Below are 20,318 nucleotides of genomic sequence, written 5' to 3'. Positions count from 1 at the left end.
GGAGCAGGGAGCAGGGGAAGCAGGGGAAGCAGGGGAAGAAAAGTTAATAACTCAATTCCCAATTCCCAATTCCCAATTCCCAATTCCCAATTCCCAATTCCCAATTCCCCTGTTTCATAACCCTGTAAACATATAGGATCAGAATAGTCAGAATCCATATTTTAAATCATTCACGGAGAGAACACTTTATGAACCTGGTTGTACTCCAGAACTGGCTGGACAATGCCTCCTTTGCCATATTATTCCTAACAATGTTGGTGTATTGGGGAGGAGCGGCTTTTCCGAATCTGCCTTATCTAGCCGCTTTGGGGACAGCTGGGATGGCGATCGCTAATTTGTGTATGGCGACTCTATTAGGGGCAAGATGGATAGAAGCTGGTTACTTTCCCCTAAGTAATCTTTATGAATCTCTATTTTTCTTAACTTGGGGAATTACCACCGTCCATCTAATTGCTGAAAGTAGTAGCCGTAGCCGCCTAGTAGGAGTTGTTACATCTCCGGTGGCAATGTTGATTGCTGCTTTTGCGACGATGACATTACCATCCCAGATGCAAGCTTCAGAACCCCTAGTACCTGCATTGAAGTCAAATTGGCTGATGATGCATGTCAGCGTTATGATGTTGAGTTATTCTGCTTTGATGGTGGGTGCGTTATTAGCGATCGCTTTTCTAATTGTCACTCGCGGTCAAAACATCCAACTACAAGGCAGTTCTGTCGGTACTGGTGGCTATCGCAGCAACGGCTACCGCTTGCACAAAGCATCTGAACTAATTTCTCAACCACCAGCCCCTTCTGCCGAAAATAACGGGTTTGCCCGTTTTGAAAGTAGTAGCAACGGCAACGCTAACGCTAACACTGCTGTTTTGAATTTAGTAACTACCTCTGAACCTCAAACGGTAGCATCTGCTGAACCCCTTTCACCTCAGCGCCTTAGCCTTGCCGAAACCCTCGATAACATCAGCTATCGCATCATCGGACTCGGATTTCCTTTATTGACAATTGGCATCATTGCTGGTGGCGTTTGGGCTAACGAAGCTTGGGGTTCTTACTGGAGTTGGGACCCCAAAGAAACTTGGGCATTAATCACCTGGTTGGTGTTCGCCGCCTATCTCCACGCCCGAATCACTCGCGGTTGGCAAGGCCGTAGTCCCGCCATCTTAGCCTCCACTGGTTTTGTTGTTGTTTGGATTTGCTATCTCGGTGTGAATCTTTTAGGTAAAGGTTTGCATTCTTACGGCTGGTTCTTTTAATAACCTCACCCCTAACCCTCTCCGTTGCTGGAGAGGGAGAAAGCAGCAGATTTAAATTTACTATTATCTCTTGGGAATTATTTCGGATGAACTGTTATATCACTGGAAAGTATAGATTTAGTGATAGGACATTTTTATGGAAGATGGATTTGAAAGACTAAATCACGATGAAGTTGTGTCTATAGAACCAGACACCTTTAATAAATTAGATATTGCTAAAACTTTTAAAGTCCGTGATTTGATTACCGCAATTAAGGAATATATTGGAGCGGAAGAAACAGACGAAGTAAATTTGTATACCCAAGGATTAAATTGTGAAGTTTTACAATTTAGTACTTTGGGATGGAAAAAAGGAAAAGTTAGACTTGCTTTAGAATTTTGTCCTGATGAATCTGAATCACCACTTGATGAAATTTTTCAAAAACTCAAACAAGTGGAAAACTAATACCCAATGAGCAAAAGATCCCCGACTTATTTAAGAAGTCGGGGATCTTGACACCGCGACAGATTGAGATTTGTTGTAGAGTCCAAACATTTAAATATTTTTATGGTTAGCGATGCCTACGGCGGGCTGCGCCTACGCTCGGCATAGATCCTGATTTAATCTAAAATGGAGTTCAAAGACTCATCCACGAAGATCAAAGCCTCATTACAGCAATTTTCTTATAATGTAATCATATCTTATCTAGCAGAGGTAAAACTATGACTATTGAACAAACAGTTCTACAAACATTCCGAGAATTACCACCAGATAAACAGCAAGAAGTTTTAGATTTTATTCAATTTCTCAAAGAGAAATTATCATTTCAAAAACCATTTTCTATATCTGGACATCAAAAAAGTTTAAGAGAAAGTAAAAACATTATTGATTTTTGGTCAGCTTTACAAGACTTTAGACAAAGGGTTGATTTAGAAAGTATTGATGATGACACTTTTGAAAATCTCCGGGATAAGTCACCAGGAAGAGAAGTTAATTTATGAGTCTAAATTATTTACTAGATACTAATATTTTGTCGGAGGCTAAACGACCTCATCCCAACGAGAAAGTAATGGAAAAGCTAAGGTTATATAGACAAGAAACAGCCACAGCTATCCTAGTTATCCATGAAATGTTATATGGTTGTTTACGTCTTCCTATTTCTAAAAAACGTCAAGATATAGAGGATTATATCAACAACGTAATTTTAGCAGAAATCCCTTTATTTGATTACGATCTAAAATCTGCACAATATCATGCTCAGGAAAGAGCTAGATTATCAAAAATTGGTAAAAATCCTGGATTTATTGATGGGCAAATTGCGAGTATTGCAGTTAAAAATAACTTGATTTTAGTAACGAATAATGTAGCAGATTTTCAAGATTTTGATGGTATAAACATAGAAAATTGGTTCATTAATTAAAATACCGCTATTTCTAAAGACTGATTGAAAAGTGCGTAGGCGTAGCCCGTTCTAGACATCGCTCGGTGTACATCCTGATTATCTCATTTGAAAAAGGGAGCAAAGACGCAATAAATCCCATAATCGCGTCTCTTGCCTTAACCGTACAACATTGCGAGGTTCACGAATAAAGCTCCGAGGTTCACAAATGAAGCTCCGAGGCTCATCAACGAAGCTCAAAGGTTCATTAACGGAGTTCAAAGACTCATTCACGAGTATAAAAGACTCGTCCACGAGTATCAAAGACTCATTCACGAGTATCAAAGACTCTCGCGCGAGTATAAAAGACTCGTCTACGAGTATTAAAGACTCATTACAGCAATTTTCATTTATTTAGAAAACACTCTTGCGTTCTTCTTTGAGTCTTTGCGCCTTTGCATGAGATAAAAAATCTTTTGGTGCTGTAATTACGAATTACGAATTACGAATTACCCATCACCCTATCAAGACTTGCACTCACACTTTCAGCATCCGGTGACTTCAATCGCTGCAAAATCTCTAAAGCTGGTTGCAAATAGGATATCGCTTTAGTGTATTCACCCTGTTGTTCTGCCAAATCTCCTAGCCACCACAGAGTCATTGCTTTGTCTTGGACATTACCAATACGTTCATTTATTTCCAAAGACTGATTGAAAAGTGCGATCGCTTCCTCAACTTCCCCTTTGTTGGCGTAGAGAATTGCCAGACAGTGCAACGTCGCCGCTTTGCCTCGGACATCTCCAATGTGTTCTTTGATTTCCAAAGACTGATTATAGAGTGCGATCGCTTCATCCACTTCCCCTTTGTTGGCGTAGATATTTCCCAGTTGTTGCAAATTCGCCGCTTTGCCTTGGACATATCCAATACGTTCATCTATTTCCAAAGACTGATTGTAGAGCGCGATCGCTTCATCCACTTCCCCTTTGTTGACGTAGATATTTCCCAGTTGGTGCAAATTCTCCGCTTTGCCTTGGAAATTTCCAATGCGTTCATCTATTTCAAGGACTTGATTGAAAAGTGCGATTGCTTGCTCCTCTTCCCCTTTATCAGCGTAGATACGTGCCAGTTGGTGCAACGTCGCCGATTTGCCTAGAACATTACCAATGTGTTCATTTATTGACAAAGACTGATTGAAAAGTGCGATCGCTTCATCCACTTCCCCCTTGTTGGCGTAGATACGTGCCAGTTGGTGCAACGTCGCTGCTTTGCCTTCGACATTACCAATGCGTTCATTTATTGACAAAGACTGATTGAAAAGTGCGATCGCTTCATCTACTTCCCCTTTGGTCGCTTTTAGTATCCCAAAATGATAATAAATTGATGCTAATTCTGCTACGTCTTCTGCAGGACAAAGATTTAAAGCTTGTTGGTAATAGTTTAATGCTCGATCAACCTCACCCATTTGGTGTTCACAATAAGCAATTTGGTTGAGAACAATATAGTTTGTAGTAATTTCTAAGGTTGATTTGTATAGATGTATTGCTTCCCGAAAACGGCTTTTATTTTTCCAGTTCTCTGCTAAAGAACTGGCAATGTTCGCCGCAATTTTTTCATCCTTCCCCAGCAACGCCAAACGATGAATTTCTAACGTTTGTGCTTCCGTCGCACCTTCCGCCTCTTCCCACCACAGGCGACACAAAATTTGTGCAGCTTGTTTATACAACTCTTCACCCTTGGGGTTTTCTGGAAACTCTAGCAACGGTGACAAAATCCGGGGAACACGATACAACCTCTCTGTGTTGTTGGTGAGGGTAACTTCCAACAAACCCAAAATTTCAGCGCGTTGAATATGACTTTCCCAACTTGAGATATCCTCACAAATCGGGGAAATCGCAGCTAGAGGAACAGGTAACTCATACACCAACAACTTCCCCAGCATAAGACGCAAAGCTGGAGTTTGCTGCTTCAGCAATACCTCAGCCAAAATATCCTCACGAAATTCCTTTTCCTTATCTGCCATCTTTTGCAGAATCATCTCAACTCCCCTCTCCGCTTCTGGCGACTTCGGGGAATTTTGCAAAATCTTATCTAACCATTCCAACAGCCGAGGATTTCCATCTGCTGCTTGTTTGGCACGTTCCGGCAAATCTGGCTGAAATTGCCAACTGCCATTAAAGGAATCCAGACGATTATACTTTTTAATTAAATCTGCCCCACCCAAAGCCCCCAAAGGTTCGCGGTACAGACGATGATTCAGTTCCGACAAAGTGAAATTGTAGCGACAGGTAATAATTACCTTGTGGGGAAGTTGGGAATTTTGCATCGCCTTCAGCAACGCCAGCAGTACATCCACAACTTGTGGTTGCAAGACATAAACCCCATTTCGTAAATCCAAATTTGCCTCAAAGTCATCCAGCACAAAGGCAAAGCGCTGTTCATTGGAATTCAGTCCTTCAGTGAAAAACTTGGTGAGGCGCTGCATCAAGGGTAACTTGCCATTGAGAATTTCATGCCCCCGTTCCGAGGTACATTGTTCAGCAAGGGTTTTGAGCAGTTTGTCCTCATCCAGTTGCCGAAAGTTCACCAGCCTGTGATAGCCAACCATCCTTTCCAGAAGTCGCGCCGTCACAGTACTCTTACCCACACCCCCCAGTCCGTGAATTAGTACCCCTAATGAAGTGCGAATCGCTTTGAGACAACGTTGCAAAGTCCGCCGTCTCCCAACAAACTCAGAGGGTTTCGCCACCCGCACCAGTTGGGTATCGGGATCTAAAAACTGTTGGTATGCAGGTTCTGGCGCAGAGGGTGGCACATCTCCCAACACTTCCACCAACGCACCCGGACATTCTCCCTGGACATATAACCGCAACAAATGCCAGTCACGCACATTCTGTTTAAACAACTGCTGGTAAGTGCTAGCGAGTGCTTCAGCTAATTGATATCCCGCCGCCAATTTCCCGTAGAGGTGCGCGGCGGCGGCTGTAGCTGTCCGATCTTCCACAGGCCGCCCCCAACTTAAAACCGCCCTCGCCCCTTGTGCAATTAGTGCCTCAGCCATTGAAGGGACAGCCCCTTTATCTGGTGCTTGTCCAGTCCGACACCCAGACAAAAACACCAACTTGGGAAAACGAAACCGGAAGACTTCGGCCAGTTCTGCGGCTGTGGTTTCGTGGCGATCGCCAATTTCCGTCTCCGTAATAAAATAAGGCGTATTCGCCTCCAAATCTTCCCCCCTCCTCGCTTGCGGGGAGGGGTTGGGGGTGGGGTTCTTTTCCGCTTCAGCAGGACTAATAGAAGCGTGTCCCGTAAGATGAAACACATCAAAGTCATTAAAATAGCGACTCCACACCTTACCCAACTCGCTAACGCAACCGCTTTCTTCCACCCGCAAATCTACAGCAAAATCTCGCGTATCAGCCAGAATTCTCGCCTCTTCCTGTTCAAACTCTAACTTTGGTTGCACGTCTTCCGGATCGGTTGCCATAAACAATACTCGCAATTGTCGTGCTTCCACAGAAAACGGTTCCGTTTCTTTCTCAATCCAGCGCAGAGGTAACACCACTGGATTAACCCGCTTCACCAAAAAATCCTCACCATCATGCAGCACTTCCCAAGGTAGATGTGCCAATTTTTGATCGGTATCAATAGCAATTACCAACCCCTCACCGAGACAGTTAGCAATTCCCCGACTCAACCACCGTCCATCCCCATCCAACCAAAAAAATAACTGCTGCCCGATTCCTGGTAAATAGGGCAGAGGTTTATAGTAATCGTCTTCGCCTTGCTTAAGGAAATCAGCGATTTCTGCTAATTTCAGGCGACGCGATTCATAGTGTTTTATTTGAGGTAGCCAATACCTGAGTTCAACTGTTTCCTGCGTACTTTCCCGAAGTTGAATGCGGATAGTTTGCACTTATTTGCTGATAGATTTGAGGATTTCCGTGATTTCCTCTATAGTAGCTTCTTCGAGTAAAATCCTGTTTCCAGTAACAGGGTCAAGAATTACCACATCAAATTGCTTCCCAGGATGAGATTTATGCCATTCTTGATACCATTTGCGAATTTGTTCAGCTAAAGCCGCAACACCACCCACAATGCCAATAATAGTAGCTATAGCTGCTAGAGTCCCTTCTCTTTGGGTTGGTACTTCGTAGGTTCCTGATATTCCGGCGATTTCTAGCAATGCTTCGGCTGCTGTTGGTGCGTCTTCGCCTTCGATTGCGATTTGAATTTGTGGCATAAAGTTAGCTGCGAATTTATATAGTATTTTTATCTCACGCAGAGGCGCAGAGACGCAGAGAGGATTACAAAGTGTTGTACCAATTGTCTAAAATAAGGCAACAGATGCAAACCTGGAAACTCACTTCTTGTAAGTCCTGGCGATTAGAAATCGCGGCTATACAAACGAAGTCCACCTCCGTGGACTAAGAGAAAATCAAAGGTTTTTAACCCACGGAGGTGGGTTTTGTCTGTGTAGCCGCGACTTCTAGTAGCCAGGCACAAGATATAAGGAAACCCAGATTGAATCTGACTTTCAAAAATTACTTTAACAAAGTTTAGGGGTTTAATTACGAATTACGAATTACGAATTACGAATTATTTAAGTCCTTTTTTAGCAGGTGAATAATATGGTTCAGACTCCAGTTAAAAAACTAACTTTTGAAGAGTTTCTAGAGCAATACCCTAATGGTGGCATTTACGAACTACTCAAGGGAGAGATTATACCAGTAGAGGTAACTAGAGCGCATAAGAATGTGTCCAGGTTTTTAATGCTTGCCTTCAATGATGAAATTAGACGCTTGGGACATGAATATATTGCTGACAAAGATATCATCATCAAAACGTTTACTGATGCTGGGCAAGAACAAGGCAGAAATCCAGATGTGAGCGTAGTTAGTGCATCACAGTGGAACAGCAATGTTTTAGCTTACGGGGCGCTGATTGAGGCGATTCAACTTGCTGTAGAAGTTACCTCAACAAACTGGGATGATGATTACGTTGACAAATTAGATGAGTATCAGCGACTTGGTATCATTGAATATTGGATTGTAGATTATCTGGCGATCGCTTCTCGTGCTTATCTCGGTAATCCCAAACTCCCCACGATTTTTGTTTATCAATTGGTTAATGGTCAATACCAAGTCCAAAAGTTTACAGGCAATGACCGTATTATTTCTAGTACTTTCCCCGAACTAGCGGTAACTGTTAAAGAAATTGTAGCTGCAAGTCAAATCCAAAAACTATAAGAAGTTCTAATTAATTCCTATCTTTTGGGAACTATAAATTTAGTTACAGAAGATTGACTATGAACGATCAATGGGAGCCTCTAAATCCTGATGATGATGTTGTACATTTTCACCAAGAAGCATTTGAAAATTTACCCCGCACTCAAATAGTCTTTCAGTTATTAAAGGAAATCAAGAAAATTTGGGCAGAATACTGTACATCATCAGGATCAAGAGTATTTAGAGAAGGATTTGAATGTTGTGTTTTAATACCTGGTCAACAATGGCGAACAGGTAAAATTAGAGTGAGCCTAGAATTTTGCCCTGATGAAATCGAAGATCGTCGATTAGACATCAAACAGGAAAACTCCCCCCTTGACGATCTTCGGCAGCAACTAAAGGAAGGTAAAAACTAATACCAAAGTTTATCTACACAGATATAATAGAAAATTATCTTTGTCTGTGTGCGCTGAAAAAAAATGGTATGGACTCCCCTACACGCAAAAATTCATCGCACAATGCGATCGCGCCACTTATTTGAGCGCAACCAGCGTCTATTAGTCGCTGTCTCCGCCGGACAAGATTCTTTGTGTTTAATAAAATTACTTTTAGATTTACAATCCAAATGGGGATGGGATTTAGCTATTGCTCACTGCGATCATCGCTGGCGTTCTGACTCGCAAGCTAATGCTCATCACGTCGAAAATTTAGCGAAAACTTGGGGTACATCCTTTTATTTAGAAACAGCCAACGAACCGATAAATAGTGAAGCTGCTGCACGCGATTGGCGCTATCAAGCTTTAAGTGCGATCGCTCAGGCAAATAATTATCAGTATATAGTTACAGGACACACCGCCAGCGATCGCGCCGAAACTCTCCTCTACAATTTAATTCGCGGTACTGGTGCTGATGGCTTACAAGCCCTGACTTGGCAACGCCCTCTAACTGCAAGCATTATGCTAGTGCGCCCACTTTTAGAAATTACTCGCATACAAACAGAGCAATTTTGTCAAGAATTTAAATTACCAATTTGGGAAGATTCCACAAATCAAGATTTGCGATACGCCCGCAACCGCATACGCCAAGAGTTAATACCATATTTGCGAGAAAATTTTAATCCTCAAGTAGAATCAGCTTTAGCCCAAACAGCAGAACTTCTCCAAGCAGAAGTAGAATATTTAGAAAAAGCAGCCCAGCAGTTGCGCCAAAAGGCATTGGCTATTGGGGATGAAGAAGATTCCCTTACTCTTCTTCCCTTACGGTTAAATCGTCGGGTATTGCAGAAAGCACCATTGGCACTGCAACGTCGCGTGATGCGTCAGGTATTGCAGCAAATACTGACTGATGCCCCCGGTTTTGAACACATTGAGAAATTAACGGCTTTAATTATAGCGCCAAACCGATCGCAAACCGATCCATTTCCTGGTGGTGCGATCGCTAAAGTAGAAGGCGACTGGATCTGCTTCAAATAATTACTTTTCTCTTCTTTTTGTTATCAGAGACGATGCACATTATTAGTTTTAGAAACTTCAGAGAATATGCAGGAAGCCATGCAGATTGTCAGGAAGCATTAAGCAATTGGTATAAAGTCGCCACTAAAACGAAATGGTCAAATTTAGTTGAAGTACAGCAAATTTTTATTAAAGCTGAAGCTGTTGGTAACTTTACAGTATTCAATATTAAAGGAAATAAATATCGTTTGATTGTTAGTATAGATTATCAAGGACAGTTAATTTATATTAAATATATCCTCACACATGCGGAATATGATAAGGAGAACTGGAAAGATGACCCTTACTTTTAATCCAGATAAATACAAGGAATTATTAACAGCTTATCTTCCCAAACTGATAAAAAGTGAAGTTGAAAATGAGCAAGCTTTAAAGATAGTAGAAGATTTAATGCACCGGGAACGCACCCCAGAAGAAGACGAACTTTATCAGTTATTAATTACTTTAATTGAAAAGTTTGAACAGGAATATTATCAGCCAATGCAGCAGAATAATCCTGTATCTATGTTGTTATTTCTTTTAGAGGAATCTGAGAGAAGTAGAGATGATTTAGTAGCAGTTTTAGGAACAGAAAATTTGGTTAATAATATTTTAAATGGGCAAGAGAAGATAAATACAGAACAAGCACGTAAGCTGGGAGATTTTTTTAATGTAGAATCTACTTTATTTATGGAATAATTAAGCTCATAGTTCGTAGTTGGGCTTTAGCCCGAAAAAAATAAGTTAGGGCTGAAGCCCGATCGCAAACCGATCCATTTCCTGGTGGGGCGATCGCTCAAGTAGAAGGCGACTGGATTTATTTGAAATAGTTAAGAGGGACTTATTTGCGCCCCTCTTAACTCAGCACTCTTTATGACGCTAACAATTCTGGCTGAGGCATTAGACTCTGGAGAGTTTGGCGTAACTGAGCGATCCCTTGGACTTGACGATCGCCAGTTTCCTGGAATTGCTCCAAAGATTCTGCAATTCCTTGCAGCTTTTGCCGTAATCCATCCAAGGAATCCTGAATTGGTTGGAGTGTTTCTTGATAAAGATTCACCCGACCAGAATATTCAGCAGTTGTTCTTCGTAGAGATAGCAAATTTTCTTCGATCGCTTTCAGTTCTTGGCGCTTTTCATCCAAATCGTGAGTTTGATTGTCAATCATTCCTTGATTTAGCTCAATACCAGAACGGATCTGATCGATTTCACGTTCCAGCTTTTGGATTTCCTGCGAATATTGTTGTCGCTGGGTTTCAATCTGTAACAGAACCGGTTCTAAATTAACTTTATTACCCTCTTCTTCCTCAACAACAGGATGTCCTTGTCGCCGTAGTAATACAGCTTGGTGTTGCTTGAGAAACTTCTGATGCTGTAACATATTACGGCGTTGTCCCACCAAACTGGAGTTTAGCATCTGATAGAGGTCTTTTTCATCCGTTAATTCCAGTTCCAAATTGATGTGATCCTGGTCAGATGCTTGGCTTAATTTATTTTGCAGTTCTTCTATAGCTTCTTGTTTATATGTCAGTTCTTGTTCTTGATCGTGAACAAAGCTAGCATCTATTTGCAGCTTATGCTGCAAGTCTTGGACTATCTTTTGTAGTTCTTCTAAAGACATTTTATCCAAAGCTTCCACATTAGCTTGCTGGCCGAGAACTACATCACCAGACGTTGCAGCTAAAGTGTGAATTTGTTGATATAACTCTTCCGCATTTCTTAACTGATCTTTGATTATCCGCGCATACTCTTGCTTGCTGCTAAGGTCTGCTGTATTTATCTGCAATTGGGCCGTTTGCTGAACTAGAGTATTTTGTGCTTCTTGCAACGCATTTTGGCGATCGCTAAATGTTTGTGACAACCGCTCCACTTCTGTTTGCTGTTGGGCGATCGCAGTTTTTTGCTCTTCTAGTTTTTGCCAGTGTGGAGTAAGAGTTGCTTGCTGCTTTTCCACCAATTCAAAGGCTAGATGCAGGTGTTCTCTGACTGTTTCCGTGGGAGCTACGCGACTAGATAAGCGATCGAGTAACTCACTCATTACCCGACTTTGCTCTTCATCCAAAACCATCCCTTGTTTAAAATCCGCTTGATGTTCCTCTAGGCGGCGTTGCTCACCCCGCAAATGTTCCCAAGCGCCTTCCAATTCTAGGCGGTTGCGTTCAACTTCTGTTTGTAACCGTTCAATTTCTTGGCGGGATGTATCAACTTCTTGTTTTTGTTGCTCTAGTTGTTGCAACTCCTCTTCCATATTTTGCAACTGTTCTGAGCGTACTTCCATGTCCATTTCACGGCGATTCAACTCTTGCGCCTGAAACGTTAACGACTGTTTCCACTGATCGATTTCATCTTCCTTGAGCTTAAATTTCTCCAATTGGCGGGAAAAATTCTGCAAAATATTGACTAGTGGCCGCCCTGCTTCTTGAATTCGCTGCACTTGACGATTTGGATTCAGTTCAACCAGTACCAAAGCGCCATCATTTAATTTGCTTGCGTCCTCAGCAGCAATTACTTCTTCCGACACAGTATTCCAATTCTGGTCAGTTCGCTGACAAGCTAGCAATTTCAGTTCAGTTTTGCCACCGCCACTGAGTAAACCACCTTTCTGTTTTTGTACTTCTGCTAAATACAGCACACCGTTAGTCCTTTCTTGATGCACTTAAAGTTCATTTTTTGGGATATTCCTTAAATAATTCTGTTAACTTGTCTCACTGAACCCAAGTTTAGGAGAACAAGACAGACAAAACTATAGACGCGATATATTACGTCTTGATACTTATAAAAGCGAGTGGTCGCGCCTTTATATTCTGTACTGATGACAGTGATGATGACTTCCGTGTTAACACTAGCTTTGTCAAAGTGGATTACGAAAAATTAAGGGTTCTAGCTGAATCCATAGTAGTTCTCGTACCCATGCGGGTTCGCCTTTGGGGTTCTCGCAGAGTAGCCGCTACCCGTCTATGGATACAACAGATGATATAGCAATAATAAAAAAGGTAAAAATCTTTTCAATACTCCATAATTAATACTTAAACTACTTACTCAAAAAAAGGAAAAATTGCGGGACACAATTAATCAATAAAAGGAGTACTTTTTAGGTAAATGCAGGGAAATTTAAGTGAAATTGATATTTGCAGTATCCTGCAATTGATTGAGTTGGGACAGCGAACAGGCCAACTATGGGTAGAAGCTCAAAGCTCTCACCATAACAACAAGCTGAGTGGAGAGGGAGCAAGCATTTATCGCCCCAAACAACAGTCTTGGTTCGTCTTTTTCCTCAATGGTCAAATTATCTACTGCCAAGAAGGTGAGAGTAGTTTATCCAGAATTAACGATTATTTACGTCATTATCGAGTCGAGATGCGACTCACCGACAAACAAATTGCCTCTCTACCATCAACCGACTCGCCAGAGTATGCCTATCTGTGGGCACTTTTGGAGCGGAATATTATCAACCCCAAGATAGCTGGTAGTATCATTCACGGCTTGGTGCATGAAACTCTCTTCGATCTGCTGAGTTTACACCAAGGGAACTTCATTTTTCATCAAGGTGCGGCACTTGCCCCACAATTAAACACTTTCGAGATTGCTCCATTTGTTACAAAAATTACAAAGCAGGTGCAAGAGTGGAAGCAATTGTATCCACACATTCAGTCTCCCGAACAATTACCAATGCTATCTGACAAAGTTCAGCTACAATCTTCACTACCAGAAGCAACTGTAGAGAAATTAAAACATTGGGCTGATGGTAAAACAACCTTGCGTCAACTGTCTCGCTATCTCAACCGAGACATTTTGACAGTTGCTAAGGCAATATATCCATACGTGCAACAGAGTTGGCTACAACTAGTATATTCAGTTACAGCTAAATCAGATACCCACACCGATAGCGGGGAATTGAAGGGAAAACGCAGGGGGCGGATAGTATGTATTGACGATGCGATCGCCATCGGTGAGACTATAAATTCGATCTTACAACCACAGGGTTATGAAGCGATCGCTCTCACCAATCCCTTAGAGGCACTGAGTCTGGTTTTTCAACTCAAACCAGATTTAATTTTATGCGATATCGCCATGTCGGAATTGGAGGGGTACGAGGTTTGCGCCATGCTGCGGCATTCCACAGCATTTCGGCTCACACCAATTATTATGCTCACTGGTAAAGATGGATTTATCGATCGAGTCAAAGCTAGGATGGTCGGAGCTACAGATTATTTAACAAAACCATTTACAGACACTGAATTACTCATGCTCGTAGAGAAATATCTCAAAATAGAATCCTATGAAAATGGAGAGTAGGGAATAGGGAGTAGGGACTGAGGAAAAACATAAACTTGTTGATCTACTAAAAGATCAGTTAAAAGATGTTATCACAGAGTCAGCCAACTTAATGAAACCTCAGTATCCAGGAAAATAGTGAGAACATACAATTAATTTATACAGTTAATACTTGCGGAGGAATCAGGGAATGTTCCAAATCGGAACGTTTACATCAGGAGGTAAATAGACATTTATGAGTACAGTTCTGATTGTAGAAGACAGTATCGCACAAAGGGAGATGATTACAGACCTCCTGAAAGCAACTGGACTAACAGTTACCCATGCTAGTGATGGATTAGAAGCATTGGAGGCAATTCAAATAGCACCTCCTGATTTAGTGGTGTTGGATATTGTTATGCCCCGGATGAACGGCTACGAAGTTTGTCGGCGGTTAAAATCCGATCCAAAAACCCAAAATGTCCCTGTGGTGATGTGTTCTTCCAAAGGCGAAGAATTCGATCGCTATTGGGGCATGAAGCAGGGTGCAGATGCCTACATAGCCAAACCGTTTCAACCAACCGAATTGGTAGGAACAGTCAAACAACTGCTGCGAGGATAAGGATAAAAGCAATATGGTCAGCAAACCGGACTTTTTAAGTGGTAGCGGTCAAGACCACTTCCGACCAGAATTACAAGTAGAAAGTCCTGAAGGTGAGTTACATTTGAGATTTTACATTCCCTCGCATCAGGAGTTTGCACTACAAGCAACTGGCATTCGGGAGGTAATTGAACTAAGTCCTGATAGAATCACCCCGATTCCTAATGCTTCTCCTTTACTTTTGGGTACTCTAAATTTACGAGGTCGAGTTATTTGGGTGGCTGATTTGGGTCAATTTCTGGGAGAAGCAAGTGCATTAAACACGGATAGAGCTGAAATTTCGGTGATTGCCATCGAAGAGCAAGACACAATAGTGGGTTTAGCAGTAGAAGAAATCGGAGGTATGGACTGGTTGGATGTCCAGAATCTCATGCCACCAACTAGTGTTCCAGATACTATGGTTCCTTTTTTACGGGGAGAGTGGTTACTAAGTGCTAAAAATAATCAGTGTCTACGACTGCTCGATCAAATGGCAATTGTACGGAGTGCTAGGTGGGCAGGATGAAATTGGAGGAGGAAATGGCAGCAAGTATTGATAATTACGAGCCAACATATCAACAGGCGATGACCGCCTATGTGCAAAGAAATTATGAGGTTGCAGCCACTTTAGTTGACCAAGTGGTGCAAAATTTACCAGATGACCCCAACACTCATTTGTTAAGAGGTCACATCTACTATGTTTTACAGCAGTATGATGTAGCAAAAGAAGAATATCAACAGGTCTTAGGCTTGACTAATGAGCAAGAAATTATTGGTTTTGCCAATAATGGAATTGAGAATATCAATCAATATTTACAGTCATTCGGCGGGCAGATTGATACATCAGGAAATCAAGAACAAATAAATTCCTCAGAGATATCCGATCCACTGGCATATAGCGAACCAGAATTAGAAGATTTGGGGGTTAGTGAAGAGTTTGACAGTAAAAATCTTGATTTGAACTTTTTTGGAGAACATCAAGAAACTGGGAATGAGGTTGAAGAACTATCTTCTCATAGTCCATTTGACATCCCCACAGAAGATAGTATTGGAACGAGGAAAATATCAGATTCTTCTACAGCTTTTGGTGATGACCCTTTTGCTTTGGATGAAGAATCAGAGGAGTTGGATTTAAATAGCAGTAATTATGAGGAAAAAACAGAATTAGAATTACCTGCTTTTTGGCAGGAGGATGGATCGGAAGATAGCCATGATGAATCATTAGTAAATGGTCATTTTTCCGAGAATGAGATAAATTCTACTCCCGAAAATTCAGCTATTGACAATAATAACTTTTCATTTTCTAACTCCCAAACTAGTAATAGCGACAATAACTTCTCTGATTTGTTGAGTGAGCCAAAGTCTCCAGAGCTTAGGATTGGGAATTTAGAATATAAAAAATCGAATTTTGGAGATGAGACTTTACTTATTGTTGTCGAAGAAGAACTTGTAAATAGTTCGACAAGTACAAATAACAACAGTAAATATGATTTACCGGAAACCGAAGCCCATGATTGGTTGAAGTCAAAAGATTTGGAAGCAGAGGATGACTTTCAGCCGAATTTATCTGATAAGCCTTCATCTTTTAGTGGCAATATACCTCTAGAAGACAAGAAATTGAAATCAGGTACAAGCATCGGCAAAAATAAATTTGATGACGATGAAAACTTTGATATGGAAGCATTTGAGTCTGCCTTTGGCTCAGAGGGGTCAAGCTCTTATGAAGACTCAAACAATATACTGAATGGAGAAAATTCTAAGAGCAATATCGATTTTTTAGATGACTTTGAGGAATTTGACGATTTAGGCAACATTCCAGGGTTTGACCTGATCGAAGAAGATTCTAACTTTGGTGATGCAGCAATGTATTCTGCTCCAGCAGAAACTAGTGGTAGTGGGCGTTCTCAAGTTGCGGAGGCTTCTGGAAGTAATGCAGCCGATCGCGAAGAAGAACTATTCACGATGACTGGTTCCCATGAAGGAGTTCCAGTCTTTAGCCAAACAGATGTCTCGAAACTAGAACCCAACGTTAGCGTCGAGCAAGGCTGGTTAGCACCATTAGAGAATGCCTCCATAGAAAGGAAACAATGGTTAATTGCTGGAAGCGTGGGCATTGTCTCAGCGCTAGTAGTAGCCACTGTTAGCTTTGTCGCCACCACATTTTCGCCAGCCCCCCAACGAGAATCAGTCCGAAACACAGGTTGGGCAATGTCTCTAGCAGCTGGAATTGCAGGTTTTGCCACCGCAGGCTTCATGGGGAATTTTGCACTCAAACAAATTCGGCGCACAACTGACGATCTGCAAGCTCAGTTTGAAGCTGTACGCCAAGGAAATTTGAATGCTCAAGCTACGGTGTTTTCCGAAGATGAATTGGGGCATTTAGCCACTGGTTTTAACGAAATGGCGCGGGTAATTTTCACGACGACAAGTGAAGCCCAACGCAAAGCCGATGAACAAGAGGAGGCTAAAGAAAACCTGCAACGCCAGGTAATTCGCCTTTTGGATGATGTGGAAGGAGCCGCTAGAGGCGATTTAACAGTCCAAGCGGAAGTGACAGCCGACGTATTAGGAGCCGTAGCTGACGCTTTTAACCTGACAATTCAAAACCTGCGGGATATTGTGCAACAAGTAAAAGTGGCAGCGAAGGATGTAACAAAAGGTGCAACCAACTCTGAAACCTTTGCTAGAGCCTTATCTAGTGATGCTTTGCGTCAAGCAGAAGAGTTAGCAGTGACGCTGAATTCTGTACAGGTAATGACTGACTCGATTCAGCGCGTAGCAGAGGCGGCGCGGGAAGCTGAAACCGTTGCTCGTGATGCTAGTACGATCGCTCTCAAAGGTGGCGAAGCAGTAGAAAATACTGTGGCGGGGATTTTAGAAATCCGAGAAACCGTTGCCGAAACCACTCGCAAAGTGAAGCGGCTGGCGGAATCTTCTCAAGAAATTTCTAAAATTGTGGCGTTGATTTCTCAGATTGCTTCCAGAACCAACTTATTAGCACTCAATGCTAGTATTGAGGCGGCAAGAGCCGGAGAAGCTGGACGCGGGTTTGCGATCGTCGCAGACGAAGTGCGCCAATTAGCAGATAAATCTGCGAAATCCCTCAAGGAAATTGAACAAATTGTGATGCAAATCCAGAGCGAAACAGGTTCTGTAATGACCGCGATGGAAGAAGGCACACAACAAGTAATTAAAGGGACAAAATTGGCAGAAGAAGCCAAGCGATCGCTTGAAAACATTATTCAAGTGGCGAATCGCATTGATATTCTTGTGCGCTCCATTACCAGCGACACTGTGGAACAAACTGAAACCTCCCGCGCCGTCGCTCACGTAATGCAATCAGTAGAACTCACTGCACAAGAAACTTCTCAAGAAGCACAGCGAGTTTCAGGTGCCCTACAACACTTAGTAGGTGTATCCCGTGACTTGATCGCTTCCGTTGAACGTTTCCGAGTGGAAACTATGGAAACTAGATAAATTGTCATTTGTCCTTTTGTTATTTGCCAATGACCAATGACCAATGACCAATGACTAACAACTCATAACTCATAACTCATAACTTTTGCTATGCTGCCGGAACAACAACAGCGGATTTTGGGTTACTTTATCGAAGAAGCCAGGGATCACCTGAATACCATTGAGCAGGGGTTACTGAATCTAGAAGGTACCTTGAACGACCCGGAAATGATCAGTGAAGTCTTCCGGGCGGCTCACTCCATAAAAGGAGGAGCCGCGATGCTTGGATTGACTAGCATCCAGCATACCTCCCACCGTCTGGAAGATTGTTTCAAAGTTCTTAAAGATAATCCGGTTAAGATTGACCAAAAGTTAGAGTCTTTATTTCTTGGTGTATCTGATACCCTGAAATCGCTGTTAGAGCATTTGAGCGGGCCTTATGGTCTTTCTGAAGATGCAGCTAATACTTTAATGTCAGAAACTGAGCCTGTCTTTCAATGGCTGTATGAGCATTTAGAACTACTTGTACAACAAGGAAAAATTGGAGCATCTAGCAGTACTGATGCAACAGAACTACACACAAACTCTTTAGAGAATGTCTCTACACTTACAGAAATTTTCCTGCGGCGAGATATTCCCAGTTTGGCAGAAGACACTCATCATGAATCTCCAGAAATATCTGTCTCAGTAGCACCTCAGCAAGGACGAGACGAACGCGGACTCGCTAACTCTGTGCGATCGCCAGTTATGGCTAAAGAACATAATAATTGGGGCGAGTTTCAAGCCCAAGTGCTGCAAACACTGCGAGAAATGTTGCAACTGTTTAAGCAAACCACAACACCCTCAACTCGGCAAAACCTTCAGCAATGCTGTTACCAGTTAGTCAAACTTGGTGAGACTTGGAATTTGTCCAAGTGGTGTGGTTTGTGTCAAGCAGCAGCCAGTGCGATCGGCAATTCTGAAAATAGTTATCTAACTTTAGCTAAAATTGTCATTACCGAAATTAAGCAAGCTCAAGAATTAGTCCTGCAAGGTAGGGAAGCCGAAATTGCAATTAGTCAGCAACTAGAAGCACTTTTGAGCTTGGCAGAAATTGAGTTATTAGAAGTTACTCCTGATTTGTTTGATGCACAGGCTGCGGTTTTGAGAGAATCATCAACTGCGTCAGAGCCAATTTTATCTGGTAACACCAAGCAGTTAAACCTAGCCCAGACTACTGAAGAACTTAATCTAGACAAGGATGCTAGCGTTCGCCCCTATGTTCAACAAGGGACACCACTCAACGCTGCAACTCACACGAGTTTTGCTTTCACCACACATGACGAAGCACATCCAATCAGTAACAATCTTGACCCCAACGGGCCAGAGGTAGGAATAGCTGAGTTAAATACCCTTGCGGATTTATTTGAAGGTGAGACTCCTGAACTAGATGAAAGCTGGCATCAAGAAGAAACCTTAGATATTGTTGCTACCGATGATTTTGGAATTGATTTCAGCAGCACTGACGCTGAGGATGCTCATAGCGATTTATCTGATTTACTTTCCTTTGATCGAGCAGCAACTACAGCCACAACAGAAGATTTATCCTTGTTATTTGGCGACAATTTCCTCGAAAAAGAGACTTCAGAACCGCAAAATCAACAAATATCTGCTACGACTTTAGATTTGAGTGATATTAACGTACTTGATATAAATTTAGATTCTTCTTCCGAAGATTTACAAGAATTTATTGATATTTCTAGTGAAACAAACCAGCTTGCTAGTGTCAAAAAAGACGATATATTTGAAGATTCATTGACACTGGATCTAGATGATGATCCTGAAATATTGCCTACAGGCGAAGTGACTCAACCAGAAACTGAAGCGTTCGCCAGTGCAGAACTATCGATTAACCAACCAAACAGTTTTGATAACTTATTATCCGAAACTAGAAATGCAAACTGGGTAGAAGAAATTACTCCTAGTGACTACATAGAGTTACCCCAGCAAATAGGCTTGGCTTCGGACAATCCCTTTGCTGAAATGGAAGAACAGACATTACTGCCTACAAGCGAACCGGAAATAGGTGACTTATTTGATACATCTCCAGCAACAGCACCTGAGTTTTCTCAATCAGAAAACGATCTGAGCAACTTCTGGAACCAAGAAAGTACAGAGGAGCAGAACGAATTCGATTCCTTAATTGAGCAGAATGTGGAAAGGGCATTAGAGGAGAGTTTGTTTGCTACAACTGATGATATTTTTGCCGACAGTCAACAAACTATATCTTCTCCTCTAGCCAGTTTTGACTTGGAAGATTTGGATATCAATTTCCAGCACCAAGAGCAGCTAGATTTGATATTCTCATCAGATTCTGGAGATGATTTATTTGATGAATTAGCACTCAGTGACTCAACTATTTCCCCAGCAATCAGCAATACCTCCACGCCAGAAATACTTTTGTTTGGGCAGCATCCAGGAGAAGAAAATCTCATGCGATCGCAACAACCAGAAGCTTTAGATTTTGCTCCAGAATTTACTCATCAGTCCCCAGAAATATCTGCTGTCGATCTAGAACTTCATTCATTCGGCTCTTTCGATGAAAATCCGCAACTGGTGTTTGAAGAAGTCGCCATAGACTCCACCTATATTCAGATGGAAACCAC

At 42.0% G+C, this 20,318-nt stretch carries 17 protein-coding genes; 14 read left to right on the top strand and 3 right to left on the bottom strand.

Annotation, left to right across the window (positions count from 1 at the left end):
* Nucleotides 1-188: 188 nt before the first annotated feature.
* From ccsB to CDG77_RS27480, 4 genes are all read left to right on the top strand, one after another.
* Nucleotides 189-1,250, top strand: coding sequence for a c-type cytochrome biogenesis protein CcsB (ccsB, locus tag CDG77_RS27495; protein WP_094332453.1), 1,062 nt, complete (start codon nt 189-191; stop codon nt 1,248-1,250).
* Between the two features lie 136 nt (nt 1,251-1,386).
* Nucleotides 1,387-1,695, top strand: a complete 309-nt coding sequence (locus tag CDG77_RS27490) for a KGK domain-containing protein (protein ID WP_094332452.1) — start codon at nt 1,387-1,389, stop codon at nt 1,693-1,695.
* A 257-nt stretch (nt 1,696-1,952) separates the two neighbouring features.
* Nucleotides 1,953-2,231 carry a DUF2281 domain-containing protein gene (locus tag CDG77_RS27485; RefSeq protein WP_094332451.1) on the top strand — a complete coding sequence of 93 codons (279 nt, stop codon included), beginning with the start codon at nt 1,953-1,955 and terminating at the stop codon, nt 2,229-2,231.
* Nucleotides 2,228-2,650, top strand: coding sequence for a type II toxin-antitoxin system VapC family toxin (locus CDG77_RS27480; RefSeq protein WP_094332450.1), 423 nt, complete (start codon nt 2,228-2,230; stop codon nt 2,648-2,650). The genes CDG77_RS27485 and CDG77_RS27480 overlap by 4 nt, the downstream gene beginning before the upstream one ends.
* Nucleotides 2,651-3,110: 460 nt before the next feature.
* Here CDG77_RS27480 and CDG77_RS27470 read toward each other — a convergent pair whose 3' ends face one another.
* Nucleotides 3,111-6,521: a tetratricopeptide repeat protein gene (locus CDG77_RS27470; RefSeq protein WP_094332448.1), complete on the bottom strand. Its 3,411-nt coding sequence runs from the start codon at nt 6,519-6,521 to the stop codon at nt 3,111-3,113.
* Complete coding sequence (locus CDG77_RS27465; protein WP_094332447.1) at nt 6,522-6,848, bottom strand: hypothetical protein; 327 nt, start codon at nt 6,846-6,848, stop codon at nt 6,522-6,524. It lies immediately after the preceding gene.
* 388 nt (nt 6,849-7,236) lie between these two features.
* Between CDG77_RS27465 and CDG77_RS27460 the strand changes: the two genes are divergently transcribed.
* From CDG77_RS27460 to CDG77_RS27440, 5 genes are all read left to right on the top strand, one after another.
* Nucleotides 7,237-7,854 carry a Uma2 family endonuclease gene (locus tag CDG77_RS27460; RefSeq protein ID WP_094332446.1) on the top strand — a complete coding sequence of 206 codons (618 nt, stop codon included), beginning with the start codon at nt 7,237-7,239 and terminating at the stop codon, nt 7,852-7,854.
* A 59-nt stretch (nt 7,855-7,913) separates the two neighbouring features.
* On the top strand, nt 7,914-8,249 hold the full coding sequence (locus CDG77_RS27455) for a KGK domain-containing protein (protein ID WP_094332445.1): 336 nt from the start codon (nt 7,914-7,916) through the stop codon (nt 8,247-8,249).
* 63 nt (nt 8,250-8,312) lie between these two features.
* A complete protein-coding gene (gene tilS / locus CDG77_RS27450) occupies nt 8,313-9,305 on the top strand; it encodes a tRNA lysidine(34) synthetase TilS (RefSeq protein ID WP_094332444.1) in 993 nt (330 codons plus the stop codon).
* Between the two features lie 32 nt (nt 9,306-9,337).
* On the top strand, nt 9,338-9,637 hold the full coding sequence (locus CDG77_RS27445; protein ID WP_094332443.1) for a type II toxin-antitoxin system HigB family toxin: 300 nt from the start codon (nt 9,338-9,340) through the stop codon (nt 9,635-9,637).
* On the top strand, nt 9,621-10,022 hold the full coding sequence (locus tag CDG77_RS27440) for a helix-turn-helix domain-containing protein (protein ID WP_094332442.1): 402 nt from the start codon (nt 9,621-9,623) through the stop codon (nt 10,020-10,022). Before CDG77_RS27445 ends, CDG77_RS27440 begins: the two co-directional genes overlap by 17 nt.
* Before the next feature lie 172 nt (nt 10,023-10,194).
* Here CDG77_RS27440 and hmpF read toward each other — a convergent pair whose 3' ends face one another.
* Complete coding sequence (hmpF, locus tag CDG77_RS27435) at nt 10,195-11,955, bottom strand: pilus motility taxis protein HmpF (protein WP_094332455.1); 1,761 nt, start codon at nt 11,953-11,955, stop codon at nt 10,195-10,197.
* 467 nt (nt 11,956-12,422) lie between these two features.
* On the opposite strand from hmpF, the gene CDG77_RS27430 reads away from it, so the two are divergent.
* The 5 genes from CDG77_RS27430 to CDG77_RS37970 form a co-directional block, all read left to right on the top strand.
* Nucleotides 12,423-13,619, top strand: a complete 1,197-nt coding sequence (locus tag CDG77_RS27430; RefSeq protein WP_094332441.1) for a response regulator — start codon at nt 12,423-12,425, stop codon at nt 13,617-13,619.
* Nucleotides 13,620-13,833: 214 nt separating this feature from the next.
* Nucleotides 13,834-14,199, top strand: a complete 366-nt coding sequence (locus tag CDG77_RS27425) for a response regulator transcription factor (RefSeq protein ID WP_069073698.1) — start codon at nt 13,834-13,836, stop codon at nt 14,197-14,199.
* 13 nt (nt 14,200-14,212) lie between these two features.
* The gene (locus tag CDG77_RS27420; protein ID WP_012412196.1) at nt 14,213-14,743 is read left to right on the top strand and encodes a chemotaxis protein CheW; all 531 of its coding nucleotides are present in this window, start codon (nt 14,213-14,215) and stop codon (nt 14,741-14,743) included.
* A gap of 14 nt (nt 14,744-14,757) precedes the next feature.
* The gene (locus tag CDG77_RS27415) at nt 14,758-17,694 is read left to right on the top strand and encodes a methyl-accepting chemotaxis protein (RefSeq protein ID WP_094332454.1); all 2,937 of its coding nucleotides are present in this window, start codon (nt 14,758-14,760) and stop codon (nt 17,692-17,694) included.
* Between the two features lie 90 nt (nt 17,695-17,784).
* Nucleotides 17,785-20,318: Hpt domain-containing protein (locus CDG77_RS37970; RefSeq protein WP_223269999.1), on the top strand; the 2,534-nt coding region annotated here is incomplete at its 3' end.

Origin of the sequence: Nostoc sp. 'Peltigera membranacea cyanobiont' 213, assembly GCF_002245975.1 — a bacterium.
Lineage (GTDB): Bacteria > Cyanobacteriota > Cyanobacteriia > Cyanobacteriales > Nostocaceae > Nostoc.
The sequence above is the reverse complement of the archived record's forward strand: the minus strand, read 5'-3'. Positions and strand labels throughout refer to the sequence as shown.